Source organism: Fictibacillus marinisediminis, from assembly GCF_023149135.1.
Taxonomy (GTDB): Bacteria; Bacillota; Bacilli; order Bacillales; family Fictibacillaceae; genus Fictibacillus_C; species Fictibacillus_C marinisediminis.
In genome coordinates, this window is record NZ_JAIWJX010000002.1 from 1,889,814 (window position 1) to 1,908,604 (window position 18,791).

The window sequence follows — 18,791 nt, forward strand, 5'->3', positions numbered from 1 at the left end:
ACTGATGTTAAAAGGAAAAACAGCTATTGTTACAGGCGCATCCAGGGGAATCGGAAGGGCCATCGCGTTGGAACTGGCAAAAAACGGCGCTAAAGTGGCCGTAAACTATGCAGGCAGTGAAGCGAAGGCGCAGGAAGTCGTAGATGAGATACGATCAATGGGCCAGGACGCTATCGCTGTGCAAGCAAATGTGGCAGATAGTGAATCGGTATCAGCTATGGTTAAAACAGTTATTGAAGAGTTTGGTGCTCTTGACATTCTAGTGAATAACGCAGGTATCACGAGAGACAACCTGATCATGAGAATGAAAGAGGACGAGTGGGACGCTGTCCTTGACACCAACTTAAAAGGTGTATTCCTCTGCACAAAAGCCGTAACCCGCCAGATGATGAAGCAGAGAAAGGGGAGAATCATTAATATCTCCTCCATTGTCGGTGTATCCGGAAATCCTGGCCAGGCCAATTATGTTGCAGCGAAAGCAGGTGTTATCGGACTGACAAAATCGACGGCTAAAGAATTAGCCAGCAGAAATATTACGGTGAACGCAGTGGCTCCAGGATTCATTGATACGGATATGACACACGTTCTTGAAGAAAATGTAAAAGGTGAGATGCTGAAGGCAATACCGCTTGCCCGTTTTGGGAGCACGGAAGACATTTCCTCCCTCGTCACGTTCCTAGCAAGCGACAGCAGTTCCTATATTACTGGACAGACGATCCACGTCGACGGCGGAATGGTGATGTAAGAATAGCGAAAACTGGGAAGCCTAAGAGGAGCTTCTCAGTTTTTATGGATTCCGCTTTAGCAGCGGTCGTCTCTGATCGAGGCGTTTCAGCATTTCTAAGGATCCAGCTTCAACGACCAATGTCTCTGACACTTCGCATTCCCACCTCAACACAAAGACCGTGTTGCTGTGTGTATGCTCCATCGCCTTTCGACATTAAACGGTCGTTTCAGCTTTTCTAAGGATCCAGCTTCAACGCCTAGAGACTCGAGTCACTTCACTCTCCCACTCCAACACAAAGACCGTGTTGAAGTTCTAGAGTTCCAGTGCTTTTCGTCTCTGATCGAGGCGTTTCAGCATTTCTATGGATCCAGCTTTAGTGGCCAGAGACTCGAATGCTTCAGTCTCCCACTCCAACACAAAGTACGTGTTGCTGTGTGAGACTTCCACCATTTTTCGTCTCTAAACGGGCCACTTCAGCTTTTCTGGCTTTTCTATCTTTTTTTTTCTTATGAAATGGTATATATTATTGAAAGGAGGTGAATACACATGGCAGACGTATTAGAAAGAGTTTCAAAGATTATCGTAGATCGTCTTGGTGTAGACGCTGCTGAGGTTAAAACCGAAGCTTCTTTTAAAGAAGATCTAGGTGCTGATTCCTTGGATGTTGTTGAATTAGTTATGGAACTTGAGGACGAGTTTGATTTGGAAATTTCCGACGAAGATGCTGAAAAAATTACAACGGTTGGTGACGTTGTTAATTACATAAACAGCAACAACAACTAATTTTATGCTGAACAAAGTCCCGTAACAGATGGTGCGGGACTTTAAACCTGTTGGCAGAAGAATAAAGCCGATACCCTCTAAGTGTTTGCAGGAGGCAATGATGAAAGGTTCAAAGAAACAGACATCAAATTTAAAGAAACATTCAAGGCAAAGATTTAAGCATCAGGCAAGAAAACAGATGGATGAAAAGGTACGCAAACAAAAGGTAGCTCCCTTACAGGAACGAATTGATCTCTTCTTTGACAATGAAAAATTACTGGTTCAGGCATTTACCCATTCATCATATGTGAATGAGCATCGGGGACGTCCTTACGAAGACAACGAACGGCTTGAATTTTTAGGGGATGCAGTTCTTGAATTGACAATTTCTCAATTTCTTTACTCAAAGTTTTCGACTATGAGCGAAGGAGAGTTAACAAAATTAAGAGCAGCCATTGTCTGTGAGCCATCTCTCGTCATTTTGGCCAACGAGCTTCATTTTGGGGATTATGTTTTGCTGGGCAAAGGCGAAGAAAACACCGGTGGACGCACACGGCCGGCATTGCTCGCAGATGTGTTTGAAGCCTTTATCGGTGCACTGTACCTTGATAAAGGAATCGAAGCCGTTAAAGGATTTCTGGAAGTGAATGTTTTTCCCCGAATTAATGAAGGTGCTTTTTCTCATGTGATGGATTTTAAGAGCCAGCTTCAGGAATATGTTCAGCGAGAAGGTCTTGGAACGATTGATTATAAAATCATTCAGGAAAAAGGGCCGGCGCATAACCGGGAATTCGTATCTGAGGTAAAGTTAAATGAAGATACGTTCGGAGTCGGTTTTGGACGTTCTAAAAAAGAAGCGGAGCAGCATGCTGCACAGGAAGCGCTCGAGAAGATAATGAAACATTAAAAAAACACCCTGCGAAAAGGGTGTTTTTCTTATGATTATGTATGAACGCTTACTTCTTTTTTAGGGAACCGAGCTCGGAGACGATGCCTTCCATATCTCTTACACTGAATCCAGGCATTTTCATTACCATATCATAAAGTTCTTTTATGTCATCATATTGGTCAACGGTGTAATCATCACCCTGGATCAGACCTGAGTTTACAAGCTGGAGCTTTTTTTTCAAGCCTTCTATCATAAACTCTATGTTCTCCTGGCTGGGAGTGGATAAGTTCATAGTAGCACCCTTTCTATCCTCTTTCTTTCACAATTGTAGCATAAAAGAATCTGTTTGTAAGTTGATCTATGGTAAAATAAATTAGTTAAGAATACATAAGGGGGATTAAGATGTTCCTCAAACGATTAGATGTAGTAGGTTTTAAGTCTTTTGCGGATCGAATCAATATTGAATTTGTGCCGGGTGTGACTGCGGTCGTAGGGCCGAACGGCAGCGGTAAAAGCAACATTTCGGATGCCGTCCGCTGGGTGCTTGGTGAGCAATCGGCCAAATCGCTCCGCGGTTCAAAGATGGAGGATATCATCTTCGCTGGAAGCGATAACCGCAAGCCGCTGAACGTGGCTGAAGTAACGCTAACGCTTGATAATGAAGATCAGCATATACCGCTTGAATATAATGAGATCAGTGTCACCCGCAGAGTGTACCGTTCGGGCGACAGTGAATATTTGTTGAATAAACAGCAGTGCCGCCTGAAAGACATCGTGGATCTGTTCATGGATTCCGGTCTTGGCCGTGAAGCGTATTCGATTATCGGTCAAGGGAAGATTGAAGAGATCTTGAGCAGTAAGGCGGAAGACAGAAGAAAGATCTTTGAAGAGGCAGCCGGGGTCCTGAAATACAAAACCCGTAAACAAAAAGCAGAGCAAAAATTGCAGGAAACTCAGGAAAACCTGAACCGGGTGGAAGATATACTATATGAACTAGAAGGACAAGTTGAGCCTTTAAAAATACAGGCTTCCATCGCCAAGGATTTTCTTGAGAAAAAAGAAGAGCTTCAGCAGATCGAAGTGGCTTTGACGGTTTTTGAAATTGAAGAACTGCATGAAAAATGGGAAAAACAATCTACACTCGTAGAAGAACTCAAAAATAAAGATTTCGCACTCTCATCGAAAGTGAAAAATGAAGAAGCATCACTCGAACGCGCCAGAGCCGACATACAGGCATTGGACGAATCCATAGACGAACTGCAGCAGTCGCTTCTCGTCGCGAGCGAAGAGCTTGAAAAGCTTGAAGGAAAACGTGAAGTCTTAAAAGAACGAAAGAAAAACTATCATCAAAATAAAGAGTCTCTCAAACAACAGATTCAGACACTGAAGAAAAAAAGCGAGGAGCTCCAGGCTGCTTCTACAGAAGGTACCAAGATTTTTGGCGAACAGAAAAAGGAACTACGTTCACTCCGCAGCCAGCTGAAGGAAGAGGAGAACCGTCTTTCCATCATCGAGCTCGATCTTGAAGCAGAGCTGGAACGTATAAAAAGTGACTACTTCGAGAACTTGAACAGCCAGGCTTCCATTAAGAATGAAATTCGTTATTTATCAGATCAGCAGAACCAGCAGCAGTTCAAGTCGAGCAGGCTGGATCAAGAACACGAGAAATATGTAGCTGAACGTGAAAGAGTCACCTCAGATAAAAAAGATTTGCTCGTGAAGGCTAAGGAAGCCGAGGAGAATATTCAGTCTCACTTAAAGCAGTATGCCGGATTAAAACAGCAGCTTGAACAAAAAGAAAAAGAGAACGAAGAAAAGCAAAGCAAGCTGTATCAAGCCTATCAGTTTATTCAGCAGTTCAAATCAAAAAAAGAATGGCTTGAATCCATGCAGGATGAGTACCAGGGGTTTATGCAGGGTGTAAAAGAAGTCCTTAAAGCCAAAGGAACCGTACTGCAGGGCATTGAAGGTGCAATCGCTGAACTCATCAGCGTACCGGCTGACATCGAGACAGCCATCGAAACGGCTCTCGGGGGATCCATGCAGCACGTTGTTACCCAAAGTGAAAAGGATGCCGTTGCCGCTATCGCTTTTTTAAAGAAAAAAAAATTCGGGAGAGCTACGTTCCTCCCTCTATCTGTCATTAAGGGACGTTTTATCTCACCGTCTGACATCAGTTTGGTCGCTTCGCACTCTGCATATGTCGGAGTGGCTTCTCAGCTCGTAACTGGAGACAGCAAATACGAGACGATCATCGCCAACCTGCTTGGCAACATCGTGATCGCTAAAACTATCGAGGGAGCGAACGAGATCGCCAAAATCCTCCGTTACAGGTATCGAATTGTTACCCTTGAAGGAGATGTAGTCAGTGCTGGCGGTTCCATGACGGGAGGAAGCGTCAAACAAAAGAATTCCTCGCTCCTTGGAAGACAGCGGGAACTGGACACGGTCACTGGAAAACTGGAGAAAATGGAACAGCAGACAGCTGTAATCGAAGAGCAGGTAAAGGACTCAAAAACAGCGATTACAGAGCTGAGATCCCAGCTCGAATCCTTCCGTGAAGAAGGAGAGAACAGCAGGCTTAAGGAGCAATCTGTAAAAAGCAGACTGCGCGAAATTGAAATCGAAGAGAAAAACCTGAATGACCGCCTCTCTCTGTATGACCGGGAGAAGAATAGTTATCATTCGGAACAAAGCACGATCACTGAAAGGATTAAAGAACTTCAGATTTCATTGGAGAGAAATGTGAAAGACGCGAAATCGCTCGAGGATCAGATCGAACAGCTTGATGCCCGTAAGAAAGATCAGCAAACCTCGAAAGAAGAGATACAGCAGTCAGCCACCGCTTTAAAAATCAAGATTGCAGAAAAAGACCAGCAAACGGCGAACCAGGAAGAGAAACTGGAGAGAATCCAGATGGAGCTCCGAGAAGTGAACGATCAGCTTAAAGAGACTGAACAGGATTTTTGGATGCTGGAAGAAGAAATGAACAGCAATTCTTCAGGTGAAGAAGTACTTGATGGACACATCGGCAAAAAACGGCAAGACAAGAATTCTGTACTTCAGCTCATCTCGCAGCGCAGACAGGAAAGACTCACGGTGTACCAGCAAGTGGAAGACCGGGACCGTGAACTGAAAGAATCAAAACGTATTCTTAAACAATTGAACGATGCCCTCCGTACAGAAGAGGTGAGCATCAACAGACTCGATGTTGAGCTCGACAACCGTCTCACCCATCTGCGGGAAGAATACGAGCTTTCCTTTGAAGGTGCGAAGGGACAATTCCAGCTGACCATGGAGGCAGCTGAGGCGAGGAAGAAAGTCAAATTGATCAAACTCGCGATAGAAGAACTCGGCCTGGTGAACCTTGGTGCCATCGAAGAGTATGAACGCGTATCGCAGCGTTTTGATTTCCTGACAGAACAAAGAGCGGATCTCGTAGAAGCAAAACAGACACTGCATGGAGTCATCGATGAGATGGACGAAGAAATGAAGAAGAGGTTCGAGGAGACGTTCACAAATATCCGCTCACATTTCGGCCAGATTTTCAAAGAGCTGTTTGGCGGAGGAAGGGCAGATTTATCTTTAACCAATCCAGAAAACCTGCTGACAACCGGCGTGGATATCCTTGCTCAGCCTCCAGGTAAAAAGCTGCAGCATCTTGCCCTATTGTCCGGCGGAGAGCGGGCGCTGACCGCTATTGCCCTGCTGTTTGCCATATTGAAAGTCCGTCCTGTTCCTTTCTGCATCCTTGATGAGGTGGAAGCCGCACTTGATGATGCCAATGTCAGCCGCTATGCGAGCTATTTGCGAACGTTCAGCAAAGAAACTCAGTTTATCGTCGTTACCCACCGAAAAGGAACAATGGAGGAAGCGGACGTGCTTTACGGCGTTACGATGCAGGAATCCGGGGTCTCCAAACTTGTTTCCGTCAAGCTGGAGGAATCAAGGGATCTCGTCGGGGCAAAGTAATGTATCATGTATGAATTTGAAGGAGGAACCTATGAGCTTCTTAAAACGAATAAAAGACAAATTCACTTCTCAAACAGACTCTGTATCTGAAAAATTCAAAAGCGGACTGGAGAAGACGCGAACTTCTTTTTCCACAAAAGTCAATGACCTCGTTAAGCGGTACAGAAAAGTTGATGAAGATTTTTTCGAGGAACTGGAAGAAATTTTGATCAGTGCCGATGTAGGGGTCCATACGGTTATGGATCTCATTGACAAATTAAAGGACATCGCGCGTACGAGAAACATCCAGGAAACAGAAGAACTGAAATCCGCGATCTCAGAAACACTCGCTGGAATGCTCCATAAAGGAGAACAGGACGGCTCACTGAACCTTCAAACAGAAGGCATGACGGTCATCCTTTTTGTCGGTGTAAACGGCGTAGGGAAAACGACGACGATCGGAAAACTTGCTCATCAGTTGAAACAACAAGGGAAAACCGTGATGCTTGCTGCCGGGGACACATTCCGCGCAGGAGCGATCGAGCAGCTTGAAGTCTGGGGGCAGCGTGCAGGCGTGGATGTTATCAAACATCAGGAGGGATCCGATCCTGCAGCCGTTATTTTTGACAGCGTAAAAGCAGCCAAATCCAGAAATGTGGATGTTCTGCTGTGCGATACTGCAGGAAGGCTGCAGAACAAAGTTAATTTAATGAATGAGCTTGAAAAAGTGAAACGCGTTATCGAACGGGAAGTGCCGGGAGCACCGCATGAGGTATTGCTTGTCGTTGATGCGACGACTGGACAGAACGCGATGAGCCAGGCGAAGATATTCAGCCAGTCCACAAATGTTTCAGGTCTTGTACTTACTAAGCTCGATGGTACAGCCAAGGGCGGAATTGTCCTCGGCATCCGTAACGAACTTGATATCCCTGTGAAATTTGTCGGACTGGGTGAAAAAATCGACGACCTGCAGGCTTTTGATCCTGATCAGTTTGTCTACGGACTCTTTTCTGGATTAGAGGAAGAAAAAGCGGAGTAATCCGCTTTTTCTTTTGGCTGTTTTCGTAACCCTTGTTGATTTTGGAAGTGGCTGAATTCCGTTTCAGGCTGCTCGCTTTCCGCGGGGCGGGCGGTGAGCCTTACCGGCGCCAGTGCCTAGTTTCTCGGCGCAGGCGCCTGTGGGTCTCACCTGTCCCGCTGCACCCGCAGGACAAGGAAAGGAAGGCTTCGGCAGCGTTATATCGCATGAAGAGAATGTGAAATTCATTTTCGAGGAGTCTCGCACCTTTCACTCCAACCAACTTATCAATGAAGGCTTTATATAAAAAATGTTCTCAAAGCAACACTCTTTTAGAAAAGAACCTTCTTTTTTATTTGGAAGTGCTTACCTGGATTTTTGAGATTGACAAGAAAAAATCTTGACATTGTTTCTTCGACAGTGTACTATAATTTAACGTAAAGGCTTTTCACTTAACAAGGGGTGTTGGAATGCTGGATAAGACGACGAGAATTAATTATCTTTATGACTTTTATCAGTCCTTGCTGACACCGAAGCAAAAGAATTACATGGCTTTTTATTATCTGGATGACTTTTCCCTTGGAGAAATCGCTGAACAATATAATGTAAGCCGCCAGGCCGTTTATGATAATATAAAACGGACCGAGGCGATGCTTGAAGAATACGAGGAAAAACTCGGTTTATTTGCGAAATTTCAGGAACGCGATCAGTTACTTTCCAGATTAAAAGAACTGCTCGGAAATTCGTCTGATAAAGTTCTTGAGATCATTGATCGCCTTGAAAACATGGAATAGGAGGCGACAATACGATGGCATTTGAAGGATTAGCCGACCGGCTTCAAAACACCTTGCAGAAAATCCGGGGCAAGGGTAAGGTAACAGAAGCGGATGTAAAAGAAATGATGCGTGAAGTCAGGCTTGCACTATTGGAAGCCGATGTTAACTTCCGGGTAGTAAAAAATTTTATCAAGCGAGTGACAGAACGTTCCATAGGTCAGGAAGTGCTGAAGAGCCTTACTCCAGGCCAGCAGGTTGTTAAAGTCGTTCACGAAGAGCTTACTGCTCTATTGGGCGGAGAACAAAGCAAGATCGCTGTCAACAACCGGCCGCCAACCGTCATTATGATGGTCGGGCTGCAAGGGGCAGGTAAAACGACGACAACCGGGAAGCTTGCAAATCATCTTCGCAAGAAGCATAACCGCAATCCTCTCCTGGTGGCTGCCGATATTTATCGTCCTGCAGCGATTCAGCAGATCGAAACACTTGGCAAACAGCTGAGTCTTCCTGTTTTCTCAATGGGGACAAAGTGAGCCCGGTTGAGATCACGAAACAGGCACTGGCTAAGGCAAAGGAAGAGCATCATGATTATGTTCTCATCGATACGGCAGGACGCCTTCACATTGATGAAGAACTGATGGATGAGCTTCAAAAGGTCAAAGAACTGGCAAATCCCAATGAAATTTTCCTTGTGGTTGATGCCATGACCGGGCAAGACGCCGTTAATGTTGCCGAGAGCTTTAATGAGCAGCTTGGATTAACGGGTGTCGTACTGACCAAGCTTGATGGAGATACTCGCGGCGGTGCTGCACTTTCCATTAAAGCAGTGACAGATCTCCCGATTAAGTTTGTCGGTATGGGAGAGAAGATGGATGCGCTAGAACCGTTCCATCCAGACAGAATGTCCTCCAGGATTCTTGGAATGGGTGATGTGCTGACACTTATTGAAAAAGCACAGACGAACGTTGACGAAGAAAAGGCAAAAGAACTGCAAAAGAAGATGCGGGACATGTCTTTTACTTTCGATGATTTCCTTGATCAGATGGGGCAGGTCAGAAACCTCGGCCCTCTTGATGAGCTGCTTAGCATGATGCCGGGCGCGAACAAGATGAAGGGCTTGAAAAATGTCTCCATAGATGAGAAACAGATTGGCCATGTCGAAGCTATCATTCGATCGATGACCAAACTCGAAAGAGAACAGCCGGAGATCATCAACGCTTCAAGAAGAAAAAGGATTGCGAAAGGGAGCGGACGGACCGTACAGGAAGTAAACCGCCTCATCAAGCAGTTCGACGATATGAAGAAGATGATGAAACAAATGTCCGGTATGATGAAGGGCAAGAAAAAAGGCGGAATGAAATTTCCGTTTATGTAAAATGGATGAATTTTCTGGTTTACAAAGCTGGGAATTTATTATATTATATTGATTTGTGTGAACAATTTTCGGAGGTGTATTTTTACAATGGCAGTAAAAATTCGTTTAAAACGCATGGGGCAAAAGAAAGCTCCATTTTATCGGGTAGTAGTAGCAGATTCTCGCGCACCGCGTGATGGTCGCTTTATCGAAGAGATTGGTACTTACAATCCAGTTGTTAATCCTGCAGAAGTTAAAATCAACGAAGAGCAGGCTCTTAAATGGATGCTTGACGGCGCGAAGCCTTCAGACACTGTACGTAACCTTTTCTCTAACGCAGGAATCATGGAAAAGTTTCATAACGCTAAACTACAAAAATAATGGGTGATGATATGATGACAGAGTTAATCGAGACGATTGTTAAGGCTCTTGTTGATCATCCAGAAGAAGTCAGCGTAAAAGAGGTAGCTGACGGCGAAAAGCTTGTTTATCAATTAACCGTGCACAGCTCAGATATGGGCAAGGTGATCGGCAAACAAGGCCGGGTGGCGAAAGCGATCCGTACTGTTGTCAATGCTGCTGGAACAAGCCAGAACAAACGTATTTCACTAGAAATCGTATAGCCGGATTTGAATTCGGCGGCAAAGTTACTTCTTTAAGCTTGAAAAGGGATGAGGGCAGCCTCAGCCCTTTTTTGCACTTTTAAATGATTTTTGATTATAGATTCTAATCATTCAGCCCACACTGAATATAAGAAACGGGCACAAGGGTGGATACATATGTCGAAATGGTTAAACGTAGGAAAAATCGTTAATACACATGGTATACGGGGGGAAGTTCGGGTGATCTCCCGCACGGATTTTCCTGAAGAACGATATAAAATAGGAAACACACTTTATGTGGATTTCGGAGACGGGAGCAGCCTGGTACCGGTTGTCATAGCCGCACACAGGGTCCACAAACAGTTCGACCTTTTGCAGTTTGAAGAACATCCGAACATTAACGACGTTGAAAAGTATAAAGGACATCTCCTGAAAACGCCTGCGGACGATTCCGTTGAACTTGATGAGGGGGAATTCTTCTATCATGATATCATCGGATGCACGGTGATGACCGAAGAAGGCGAAGAACTTGGAAAGGTAAAAGAAATTCTCTCTCCGGGAGCAAATGACGTATGGGTCGTGAAACGGAAAAACTTCGGGCCTGATATCCTGGTTCCTTACATTCCTCCAGTTGTAAAAAAGGTTGATATCGAAAATAAACAAATCACGATTCATATGATGGATGGTCTGATTTAACATGAAGATTGATGTCTTATCGCTGTTTCCTGAGATGTTTACCGGTGTATTCGGTTCATCTATCCTCAAAAAGTCACAGGAAAAGGGTCTCGTCCAGTATCATGTGACCGATTTTAGAGAGTATACAGAAAACAAACACCGGCGTGTTGATGATTACCCCTATGGCGGCGGAGCAGGCATGGTCCTGACACCCCAGCCTCTGTTTGACGCTGTAGAAGCCTTGAAGCGGGAGAATGAGACTCAGCAGCCGAGGGTCATCCTTCTCTGTCCGCAGGGGGAGCGCTACAGCCAGCGAAAAGCGGAGGAGCTTTCCAAAGAATCGCACTTGATTTTTGTCTGCGGACACTATGAAGGATATGATGAACGCATCCGGGAAAATTTAGTGACAGATGAGATCTCGATCGGCGATTTTGTTCTCACTGGCGGTGAACTTGGCGCGATGGTCGTTATCGATAGTGTGACGAGGCTTCTCCCTGGTGCTCTCGGCAATGAAGAGTCACCGGTAAAGGACTCGTTCAGCAGCGGAATGCTCGAGCATCCCCAATATACGAGACCCGCAGATTTCAGGGGGATGAAGGTGCCAGAGGTCTTATTGTCAGGGAATCATAAAAACATTGAAGAATGGCGTGTTAAAGAGTCGTTAAGACGCACGTGGAGAAGAAGGCCTGATCTGTTAGAAGGAATGGACTTAACCCCTCAAGAGAAAAAATGGCTTGAAGAGGTTAAAAAAGAGGACTAAATTTTATGGAACTACTTGCCTCTGTCTCTCTCCTATGGTAAGATAAATCTCGTGGCTTAGGCCAGTATTAAGGTGTTCCGCTGCTGAAGAAAACGAGGCAAGAACATCTGTCGGAAGGAGGCAATAACTATGCAACAGATTATTGCAGAGCTTGCTAAAGAGCAACTAAAATCGGATCTTCCTAAGTTCCGTTCTGGTGATACTGTTCGTGTACACGTTAAAGTTGTCGAGGGAACTCGCGAACGTATTCAGCTTTTCGAAGGCGTTGTAATCAAAAAGCGCGGAACTGGAATCAGCGAAACATTCACTGTTCGTAAGATTTCTTACGGTGTTGGTGTAGAGCGTGTATTCCCTTTACATTCACCTAAAATCGCGAACCTTGAAGTCGTTCGACGCGGTAAAGTTCGTCGTGCTAAGCTTTACTACTTGCGTGCACTTCGCGGTAAAGCAGCGCGTATTAAAGAGATTCGCTAATTACACACAAAAGGAGCTTGACTCATCTCAAGCTCCTTTTTACATATTTAAAATAATGTGAAAAAAATTAAGTTGAATGTGAGGCTGAAGTATGGCACGTCAGAAAAAAGAATCTTGGGAATGGTTAAAAGCATTGGCAGTGGCCTTGATTCTCGCCGGAGCAATTCGTTACTTTTTATTCGCTCCGATCGTGGTTGATGGCGAGTCCATGATGCCTACCTTGCACAACAGGGATCGGCTTGTTGTTAATAAAATGGATAAACCGGAACGATTTGATATCGTCGTGTTCAAGGCGACAGAAACGAAGGATTACATTAAACGGGTCATTGGCCTTCCGGGTGACAAGATTGAATACAAGAACGATACTCTGTATGTAAACGGCAAACCCCTAAAGGAAAAATATTTGGATCCGTATAAGAAACAGACGAAAGATGGAAACTTAACCTATGATTTCACTTTGTATGAAGTGACAGGAAAACAGACTGTTCCCAAGGGGAAAGTTTTTGTGCTTGGAGATAACAGAAGGCACAGCAGTGACAGCCGGAATATCGGCACTGTAGACATGGATGATATTATCGGCAAAGCCAGCGTGAAATTCTGGCCGATTAATGATATAGGTGTAGTAAAGTAGGTGAAGGAATGACCATCCAATGGTTTCCTGGCCATATGGCAAAAGCCAGGCGAGAAATTACAGAAAAACTTAAACTGATCGATGTTGTTTTTGAATTGGTAGATGCAAGAGTGCCCCTTGCCTCCCGCAATCCGATGATTGACGAGATTACAGCCGGAAAGCCGCGGCTGCTTCTTTTAAACAAAGCGGATATGGCGGATCCGGAGGTTACAAAACTTTGGTCGGACTATTTCGAGCAGAAAGGCCTCCCTGTTCTTGTGATTAATTCTAAAACGGGCCAGGGCATTAATCGTATAGAGACAAAAGCAAAAGAACTGGTCAAAGAAAAATTCGATAAGATGAGAGCCAAAGGCATCGTTAAGCCAAGAGCTGTCCGGGCGTTGATCCTTGGAATTCCCAATGTTGGAAAATCCACGCTCATCAACCGGATGGCAGGAAAAAACATTGCGGTTACTGGTGATAAACCGGGTGTCACAAAAAAACAGCAATGGATTAAAGTGGGTACAGCACTGGAATTGCTTGATACACCAGGTATTCTTTGGCCGAAATTTGAAGATCCATCCATTGGGCTGAAGCTGGCTGTAACAGGAGCCATCAAAGAAACGCTTCTTGATTTTTCGGAGATTGTTCTGTTTGCGCTTAAGTATTTTAAGGTTCACTACCCTGCCCGGCTGCAGGATCGATACAATCTTGAGTCAATTCCAGAAGACCCGATCGTCCTTTTTGATGAGATTGGAAAAAAACGCGGTTGTTTGATGAGCGGCGGCTATATCGATTATGAGAAGACAGCAGAAATCGTGCTGCGCGACATCCGTTCTGAAAAATTAGGCAGATTGTCGTATGAAAGACCAAAAGATTTTATCCAGTAGGCACGCACAAGCGTGCCTATTTTCTTTATAATATACCAGAACTGCTAAATGATTAATTCATGATGGCCGATATACATAGAAAGCGAAGGTTGACGATGAAACTTACGATCAAGGAAATTGAAGAAAGAATCCATAGACTTAAAGAAGAAAAAAATGAGCTTGATGCTTTTATAGATGAACTTCAGAGTGATGAACGTTCTGGAGTTAAGAAAATCATTTTGAGACATGAAAAAGCACTGGAATCTGCCCGGCTGCTCAAGGTTCATTATGAACAGATGATGGTGTTCGAGAAGGAGTGGACCAGTAAAGGAAAGCATGTAATCGCAGGGGTTGATGAAGTGGGGAGAGGCCCTCTTGCAGGCCCTGTGATTGCAGCTGCAGCCATTTTAAAACCTGGCACATACATACCAGGATTGAATGATTCAAAAAAGCTCAGTGAATCGCGGCGTGAAGAATTATTTGAAGAAATCATGAAAAACGCGGTTTCGATCGGCATCGGTCTGGTGACCGCACATGAAATTGATGAAATTAATATCTATCAAGCTTCCAAGAAAGCGATGGTAAAAGCAGTCGGAGCTCTGAAGGAGCAGCCTGATCATCTGCTGATTGATGCGATGGAACTTCCGCTTGCTGTTACCCAGTCCAAAATCATTAAAGGGGACGCAAAAAGTGTATCTATTGCGGCCGCATCCATCATTGCAAAGGTGACTAGAGACCGGTATATGAAGAAGCTGCATAGGAACCACCCTCAATATCAATTTAATAAAAACATGGGCTATGGCACGAAGGAGCACCTTGAAGCATTGGAAAGATTCGGTCCTGTTGAGGAACACCGCCGATCCTTTTCCCCTGTACAGCAAGGTTCACTGCTTTAAGCTTAAGGAGGAGCAGTTTATGAGAGTAGAAAACGGGGAGCTCCTTTCCCTGCTTGGAACCTTCAAAAACAGATCAGCATTGGTGCAAGGACAGCTGACGGCAGCAAAAATATTGGAAATATTTCCAGGGAACGTGGCGAAATTGTCTCTGCAGGGGGAGGTTAGGACAGCTCTGCTGGAAACCGCCCTTCAAGCAGGAGAAAGCTATTGGTTTGAAGTCAGTCAAACCGAACCCCTGGCGTTAAAGAAACTGGAAGCCATAAAAGTCGGTAAAAAGAATTCTGCAGAATTTGTGGCAGCACAGCTTGGATTTCCTAAAGATCCTGCAGCAAGGATGGCAGCTCAGTTTTTGCTGACTTCCAAACTGCCTGCTGCAAAAGAACAGCTGGCAACAGTTGCGGATTTGTTTCGAATTTCACAGAACAATGAACCGAAAACAGCAGAAATTCTTCAACAGATGATGAAGCGAGATATTCCATTGACAGAAGGTGCGTTCAGGGTCATGGAAGCTTATGAAAAAACAGGCCCGCTGCGGACAGAGCTGTTGAGGCTCCTGAATACGATCGATAATCACGAACCTGCCGGACTGTTAAACGAGCTGAAGCAAGCGTTAAACGGTGTATTAAAAGGTTCTGTGGCTTTATCACTGGAAGAGCCGGCAGCAGCGATTCTTAATGCCTTAGTAAGCGATGAACAGCCAAAAATAGCCGGGCAGCTAGAATATATATTAAAAAAAGCCGGATGGCTGGATCCTGCCACGACATTGAAAGAAATCAAAGCCGGCATCATGTCAAAAGGAAACGGAACAGCAGCCAACCTTGAGATGGAGAAATTTTTCTCAAAGCAGGGTGTAAGCCGGGAACAAGCGATGACTCAGCTTTTGAAGCTTTTGCCTGATCTTCCTGAAGAAGATCGTGCTTTCGTTCAATCCTTACTTTTATCCGACCACAGCAAAGATAGGCTGCCGGCAGCCATTAAGAAGCAGGTTGACCATCTTGGCCTGTTTCATGAAGCAAGGTTGCAATCCTTACAGTCTCAGGAAGAAGCAGTGAACAAAAGTGTAAAGTCACTCCTTCTTCAAGTGCTTGAGAGTAACGAGACGATGACAGCAGCGTTCAAAACACAGGCTGAAAAGGTCCTGCATAAGATAACCGGGCTTCAGCTGACCATGCTCCAAAGCCAGGAGAACGTTCAACAAGTCCTGCTTCAGATTCCGATGATGCTCGGCATACAGGCCGCTGACCTTACCGTGAGATGGGAAGGGAAAACAACAGAAACTGGTGAAATCGACAGTGATTTTTGCCGAATCCTCTTTATTTTACAGCTTGAAAAAATGAAAGAAACAACAATAGGAGTAACGATTCAGAACCGCATTCTCTCCCTGCAGATATGGAACGGCCAGGAGAATGCCAACAAGATACCTCAGGACCGTATCGAGATGCTTCGGGAGTCTCTCAAACAAATCGATTACCACTTATCAGGGGTTATGATGATGGGCGGAGGACAGAAGCGGCCAGCACTGGCTAAAAGAGCTCCTGAGCCTATGAATGGAGTTGATCTGCGAATATGAATAATGAGAAAACACTTCCTCGTGCCGCTGCCCTTTCCTATCATGAGAATATGGCAGCGCCTAAGCTGACAGCAAAAGGAACGGGAAAAACGGCAGAAAAAATTTTATCGTTGGCCCAGGAATACAATATTCCCATCCAGAAGGATCCCTCCCTTGTGGCACTCCTCTCACAGCTGGAGATCAATGAAAAAATCCCGCAAGAACTCTACGAAGTGGTCGCAGAAGTATTTGCGTTCATCTACCAAGTGGATCAGGGACAGCGTTGACAGGAGACGATATTTTTAATGTGATTGGGCATCTTATACTCAAAAGGAGGCGTCCATCATGCCAAGAAGAAAGCTGCTTGTTCCTGGTGTCGACTCGATGCTCAATCAGTACAGGGAAGAGATCGGCGAGGAATTCGGGATCTACCGTCCCGCTGCAGAACGGGATTTTACGGAAAAAAAGGCAGACAGAAAAAAAGAAAAATCGAACGGCAGGAAAGAAATAAAAAGCAGGGGTAAATAACCTGCTTTTTGTTTTGCATTTAGAAGCAGTAAGAGGCGATGCATCCCCTATTTTATTACATATTGTGTAACTTTTAATATGAAAAAATGTCGAAATTAGGTGAATGCGTTTGCAATAATTCTGTAGAATGGTAGACAGTTCGGCTTCTATTATATAAAATGGTATCGGTAGTTTAGTTTTGAACATGATAGGAGGATGGAGAATGAATATCCACGAGTATCAAGGTAAAGAGGTACTAAGAAAGTACGGTGTGGCTGTTCCTAACGGTAAAGTAGCGTATTCCGTAGAAGAAGCAGTTGAAGCTGCAAAAGAATTAGGAAGCGCTGTTACTGTTGTTAAAGCTCAAATCCATGCTGGCGGACGAGGAAAAGCCGGCGGTGTTAAAGTGGCTAAAAACCTTGATGAAGTTCGTACATATGCGGATGAAATTTTGGGGAAAGTGCTTGTCACTCATCAAACAGGCCCTGAAGGCAAAGAAGTTAAGCGTTTGCTTATCGAAGAAGGCTGCGACATCAAGAAAGAATATTACATCGGCCTTGTGCTTGACCGCGCAACATCAAGCGTTGTCATGATGGGATCTGAAGAAGGCGGTACTGAAATTGAAGAGGTGGCTGAAAAGACGCCTGAGAAAATCTTCAAAGAAGTCATCGACCCAGCGATCGGGCTTCAAGCATTCCAGGCTCGCCGCTTAGCATTCAACATCAACATCCCGAAAGAGCTTGTGAACAAAGCGGCAAAGTTCATGATGGGACTTTATAAAGCTTTCGTTGAAAAAGACTGCTCTATCGCAGAAATCAACCCGCTTGTAGTAACAGGTGACGGCAACGTAATGGCACTTGATGCGAAGTTAAACTTCGATTCAAATGCGCTTTACCGCCAAAAGGATATTCTTGAGTACCGCGATCTTGAAGAAGAAGATGCAAAAGAGATCGAAGCTTCCAAATATGACTTGAGCTACATCTCCCTTGATGGAAATATCGGATGTATGGTTAATGGCGCTGGTCTTGCTATGGCAACGATGGACATCATCAAACACTACAGCGGAGACCCTGCCAACTTCCTTGATGTAGGCGGCGGTGCAACTGCTGAAAAAGTAACAGAAGCATTTAAAATTATCCTTTCTGATGAAAAAGTTAAAGGGATTTTCGTTAACATTTTCGGCGGAATTATGAAATGTGACGTTATCGCAAACGGAGTAGTTGAAGCTACAAAACAAGTAGGGTTAAACCTGCCGCTGGTTGTCCGTTTAGAAGGTACGAACGTAGAGCTTGGCAAGAAAATCCTTAATGAATCTGGATTGAACATTACTTCTGCAGATTCCATGGCAGACGGTGCTGAGAAAATCGTTTCTTTAGTAAAATAAATTCCCCGAAATAAGGTAGAAGGGTGGAGAAAATAGATGAGTATTTTTATCAATAAAGACACAAAGGTCATCGTGCAAGGGATTACAGGATCTGTAGGCCTGTTCCACACACAGCAGATGCTTGAATATGGCACGAAAATTGTCGGCGGTGTTACACCGGGTAAAGGCGGTACGGAAGTAGAAGGCCTTCCTGTTTTCAATACAGTTGAAGAGGCAGTTAGAGCAACAGGTGCTACAGCTTCTGTCATTTATGTTCCGCCTGCATTTGCCGCTGATTCCATCGTGGAAGCAGTTGACGCAGAACTTGATCTTGCTATCTGTATTACAGAAGGAATTCCTGTTATGGACATGGTTAACGTAAAACGTTACATGGAAGGCAAGAAAACTCGTCTTGTCGGTCCTAACTGCCCGGGTGTTATCACTCCAGATGAGTGCAAGATCGGTATCATGCCTGGATACATTCATACAAAAGGGCACGTTGGGGTTGTATCCCGTTCCGGAACATTGACTTATGAAGCGGTTCACCAGCTTACACAGCGAGGAATCGGCCAATCTACAGCAGTAGGAATCGGCGGAGACCCGGTTAATGGAACAGATTTCATTGATGTGCTAAAAGCATTTAATGAAGACGAAGATACTTATGCTGTCATCATGATCGGTGAAATCGGCGGAACAGCTGAAGAAGAAGCTGCTGAATGGGTAAAAGCCAACATGAAAAAACCTGTTGTCGGTTTCATCGGCGGACAAACAGCGCCTCCAGGAAAACGTATGGGCCATGCCGGTGCGATCATTTCCGGCGGTAAAGGTACTGCTGCCGAAAAAATCAAAACCATGCAGGAATGCGGAATTAAAGTCGCTGAAACTCCTTCAGTTATGGGAGAAACACTTGTTTCTGCACTTAAGGAAAAAGGGCTTCTTGACCGCTGCACAACTCATAAAGCGAATGTATAAGCATAAAGCTCCCGTTTTTGGGAGCTTTTTTTAAAAA

General features: G+C 44.7%; 21 protein-coding genes and 1 pseudogene. 20 read left to right on the forward strand and 2 right to left on the reverse strand.

The genetic code is table 11. From position 1 onward, the window contains the following. Nucleotides 1-4 precede the first annotated feature (4 nt). On the forward strand, nucleotides 5-745 hold the full coding sequence (fabG, locus tag LCY76_RS10225; protein WP_248252558.1) for a 3-oxoacyl-[acyl-carrier-protein] reductase: 741 nt from the start codon (nucleotides 5-7) through the stop codon (nucleotides 743-745). Nucleotides 746-1,039: 294 nt separating this feature from the next. On the opposite strand, the gene LCY76_RS10230 is transcribed toward fabG, so the two are convergent. After that, complete coding sequence (locus LCY76_RS10230; RefSeq protein WP_248252559.1) at nucleotides 1,040-1,177, reverse strand: hypothetical protein; 138 nt, start codon at nucleotides 1,175-1,177, stop codon at nucleotides 1,040-1,042. A gap of 96 nt (nucleotides 1,178-1,273) precedes the next feature. Here LCY76_RS10230 and acpP point away from each other — a divergent pair, with 96 nt between their 5' ends. Both acpP and rnc read left to right on the forward strand, forming a co-directional pair. Then, complete coding sequence (gene acpP / locus LCY76_RS10235; RefSeq protein ID WP_053354523.1) at nucleotides 1,274-1,510, forward strand: acyl carrier protein; 237 nt, start codon at nucleotides 1,274-1,276, stop codon at nucleotides 1,508-1,510. 100 nt (nucleotides 1,511-1,610) lie between these two features. Continuing rightward, on the forward strand, nucleotides 1,611-2,396 hold the full coding sequence (rnc, locus tag LCY76_RS10240) for a ribonuclease III (protein WP_419714938.1): 786 nt from the start codon (nucleotides 1,611-1,613) through the stop codon (nucleotides 2,394-2,396). Between the two features lie 49 nt (nucleotides 2,397-2,445). On the opposite strand, the gene LCY76_RS10245 is transcribed toward rnc, so the two are convergent. Beyond that, complete coding sequence (locus LCY76_RS10245; RefSeq protein ID WP_053354522.1) at nucleotides 2,446-2,670, reverse strand: DUF1128 domain-containing protein; 225 nt, start codon at nucleotides 2,668-2,670, stop codon at nucleotides 2,446-2,448. A gap of 110 nt (nucleotides 2,671-2,780) precedes the next feature. Between LCY76_RS10245 and smc the strand changes: the two genes are divergently transcribed. The 17 genes and pseudogenes from smc (at nucleotide 2,781) to sucD (ending at nucleotide 18,754) form a co-directional block, all read left to right on the forward strand. Beyond that, nucleotides 2,781-6,350, forward strand: coding sequence for a chromosome segregation protein SMC (smc, locus tag LCY76_RS10250; RefSeq protein WP_248252560.1), 3,570 nt, complete (start codon nucleotides 2,781-2,783; stop codon nucleotides 6,348-6,350). Between the two features lie 31 nt (nucleotides 6,351-6,381). Continuing rightward, nucleotides 6,382-7,368 (forward strand): signal recognition particle-docking protein FtsY, encoded by a 987-nt coding sequence (ftsY, locus tag LCY76_RS10255; protein WP_248252561.1) that lies wholly within the window; start codon nucleotides 6,382-6,384, stop codon nucleotides 7,366-7,368. 449 nt (nucleotides 7,369-7,817) lie between these two features. Beyond that, nucleotides 7,818-8,141 (forward strand): putative DNA-binding protein, encoded by a 324-nt coding sequence (locus LCY76_RS10260; RefSeq protein ID WP_248252562.1) that lies wholly within the window; start codon nucleotides 7,818-7,820, stop codon nucleotides 8,139-8,141. Nucleotides 8,142-8,155: 14 nt separating this feature from the next. Beyond that, a pseudogene (gene ffh, locus LCY76_RS10265) lies at nucleotides 8,156-9,498 on the forward strand (signal recognition particle protein). 87 nt (nucleotides 9,499-9,585) lie between these two features. After that, a complete protein-coding gene (gene rpsP, locus LCY76_RS10270) occupies nucleotides 9,586-9,858 on the forward strand; it encodes a 30S ribosomal protein S16 (protein ID WP_053354517.1) in 273 nt (90 codons plus the stop codon). Between the two features lie 14 nt (nucleotides 9,859-9,872). Beyond that, nucleotides 9,873-10,100: a KH domain-containing protein gene (locus LCY76_RS10275; RefSeq protein ID WP_053358276.1), complete on the forward strand. Its 228-nt coding sequence runs from the start codon at nucleotides 9,873-9,875 to the stop codon at nucleotides 10,098-10,100. 156 nt (nucleotides 10,101-10,256) lie between these two features. After that, nucleotides 10,257-10,775 carry a ribosome maturation factor RimM gene (gene rimM, locus LCY76_RS10280; protein WP_248252563.1) on the forward strand — a complete coding sequence of 173 codons (519 nt, stop codon included), beginning with the start codon at nucleotides 10,257-10,259 and terminating at the stop codon, nucleotides 10,773-10,775. Between the two features lies 1 nt (nucleotide 10,776). Further along, complete coding sequence (trmD, locus tag LCY76_RS10285) at nucleotides 10,777-11,514, forward strand: tRNA (guanosine(37)-N1)-methyltransferase TrmD (RefSeq protein WP_248252564.1); 738 nt, start codon at nucleotides 10,777-10,779, stop codon at nucleotides 11,512-11,514. Between the two features lie 129 nt (nucleotides 11,515-11,643). After that, the gene (gene rplS, locus LCY76_RS10290) at nucleotides 11,644-11,988 is read left to right on the forward strand and encodes a 50S ribosomal protein L19 (RefSeq protein ID WP_007202524.1); all 345 of its coding nucleotides are present in this window, start codon (nucleotides 11,644-11,646) and stop codon (nucleotides 11,986-11,988) included. Nucleotides 11,989-12,079: 91 nt separating this feature from the next. Further along, nucleotides 12,080-12,619 (forward strand): signal peptidase I, encoded by a 540-nt coding sequence (gene lepB, locus LCY76_RS10295; RefSeq protein WP_053354514.1) that lies wholly within the window; start codon nucleotides 12,080-12,082, stop codon nucleotides 12,617-12,619. Between the two features lie 8 nt (nucleotides 12,620-12,627). Further along, on the forward strand, nucleotides 12,628-13,488 hold the full coding sequence (gene ylqF, locus LCY76_RS10300; protein WP_248252565.1) for a ribosome biogenesis GTPase YlqF: 861 nt from the start codon (nucleotides 12,628-12,630) through the stop codon (nucleotides 13,486-13,488). Between the two features lie 95 nt (nucleotides 13,489-13,583). Further along, nucleotides 13,584-14,363 carry a ribonuclease HII gene (locus LCY76_RS10305; RefSeq protein WP_248252566.1) on the forward strand — a complete coding sequence of 260 codons (780 nt, stop codon included), beginning with the start codon at nucleotides 13,584-13,586 and terminating at the stop codon, nucleotides 14,361-14,363. Nucleotides 14,364-14,382: 19 nt separating this feature from the next. After that, a complete protein-coding gene (locus tag LCY76_RS10310) occupies nucleotides 14,383-15,933 on the forward strand; it encodes a hypothetical protein (RefSeq protein WP_248252567.1) in 1,551 nt (516 codons plus the stop codon). Next, nucleotides 15,930-16,199: an EscU/YscU/HrcU family type III secretion system export apparatus switch protein gene (locus LCY76_RS10315; protein ID WP_248252568.1), complete on the forward strand. Its 270-nt coding sequence runs from the start codon at nucleotides 15,930-15,932 to the stop codon at nucleotides 16,197-16,199. Before LCY76_RS10310 ends, LCY76_RS10315 begins: the two co-directional genes overlap by 4 nt. A gap of 58 nt (nucleotides 16,200-16,257) precedes the next feature. Beyond that, on the forward strand, nucleotides 16,258-16,440 hold the full coding sequence (locus LCY76_RS10320; protein WP_248252569.1) for an alpha/beta-type small acid-soluble spore protein: 183 nt from the start codon (nucleotides 16,258-16,260) through the stop codon (nucleotides 16,438-16,440). 202 nt (nucleotides 16,441-16,642) lie between these two features. Then, on the forward strand, nucleotides 16,643-17,803 hold the full coding sequence (gene sucC / locus LCY76_RS10325) for an ADP-forming succinate--CoA ligase subunit beta (protein WP_062231727.1): 1,161 nt from the start codon (nucleotides 16,643-16,645) through the stop codon (nucleotides 17,801-17,803). A gap of 36 nt (nucleotides 17,804-17,839) precedes the next feature. Next, a complete protein-coding gene (gene sucD, locus LCY76_RS10330; RefSeq protein ID WP_248252570.1) occupies nucleotides 17,840-18,754 on the forward strand; it encodes a succinate--CoA ligase subunit alpha in 915 nt (304 codons plus the stop codon). The last annotated feature ends 37 nt before the right edge of the window (nucleotides 18,755-18,791 follow it).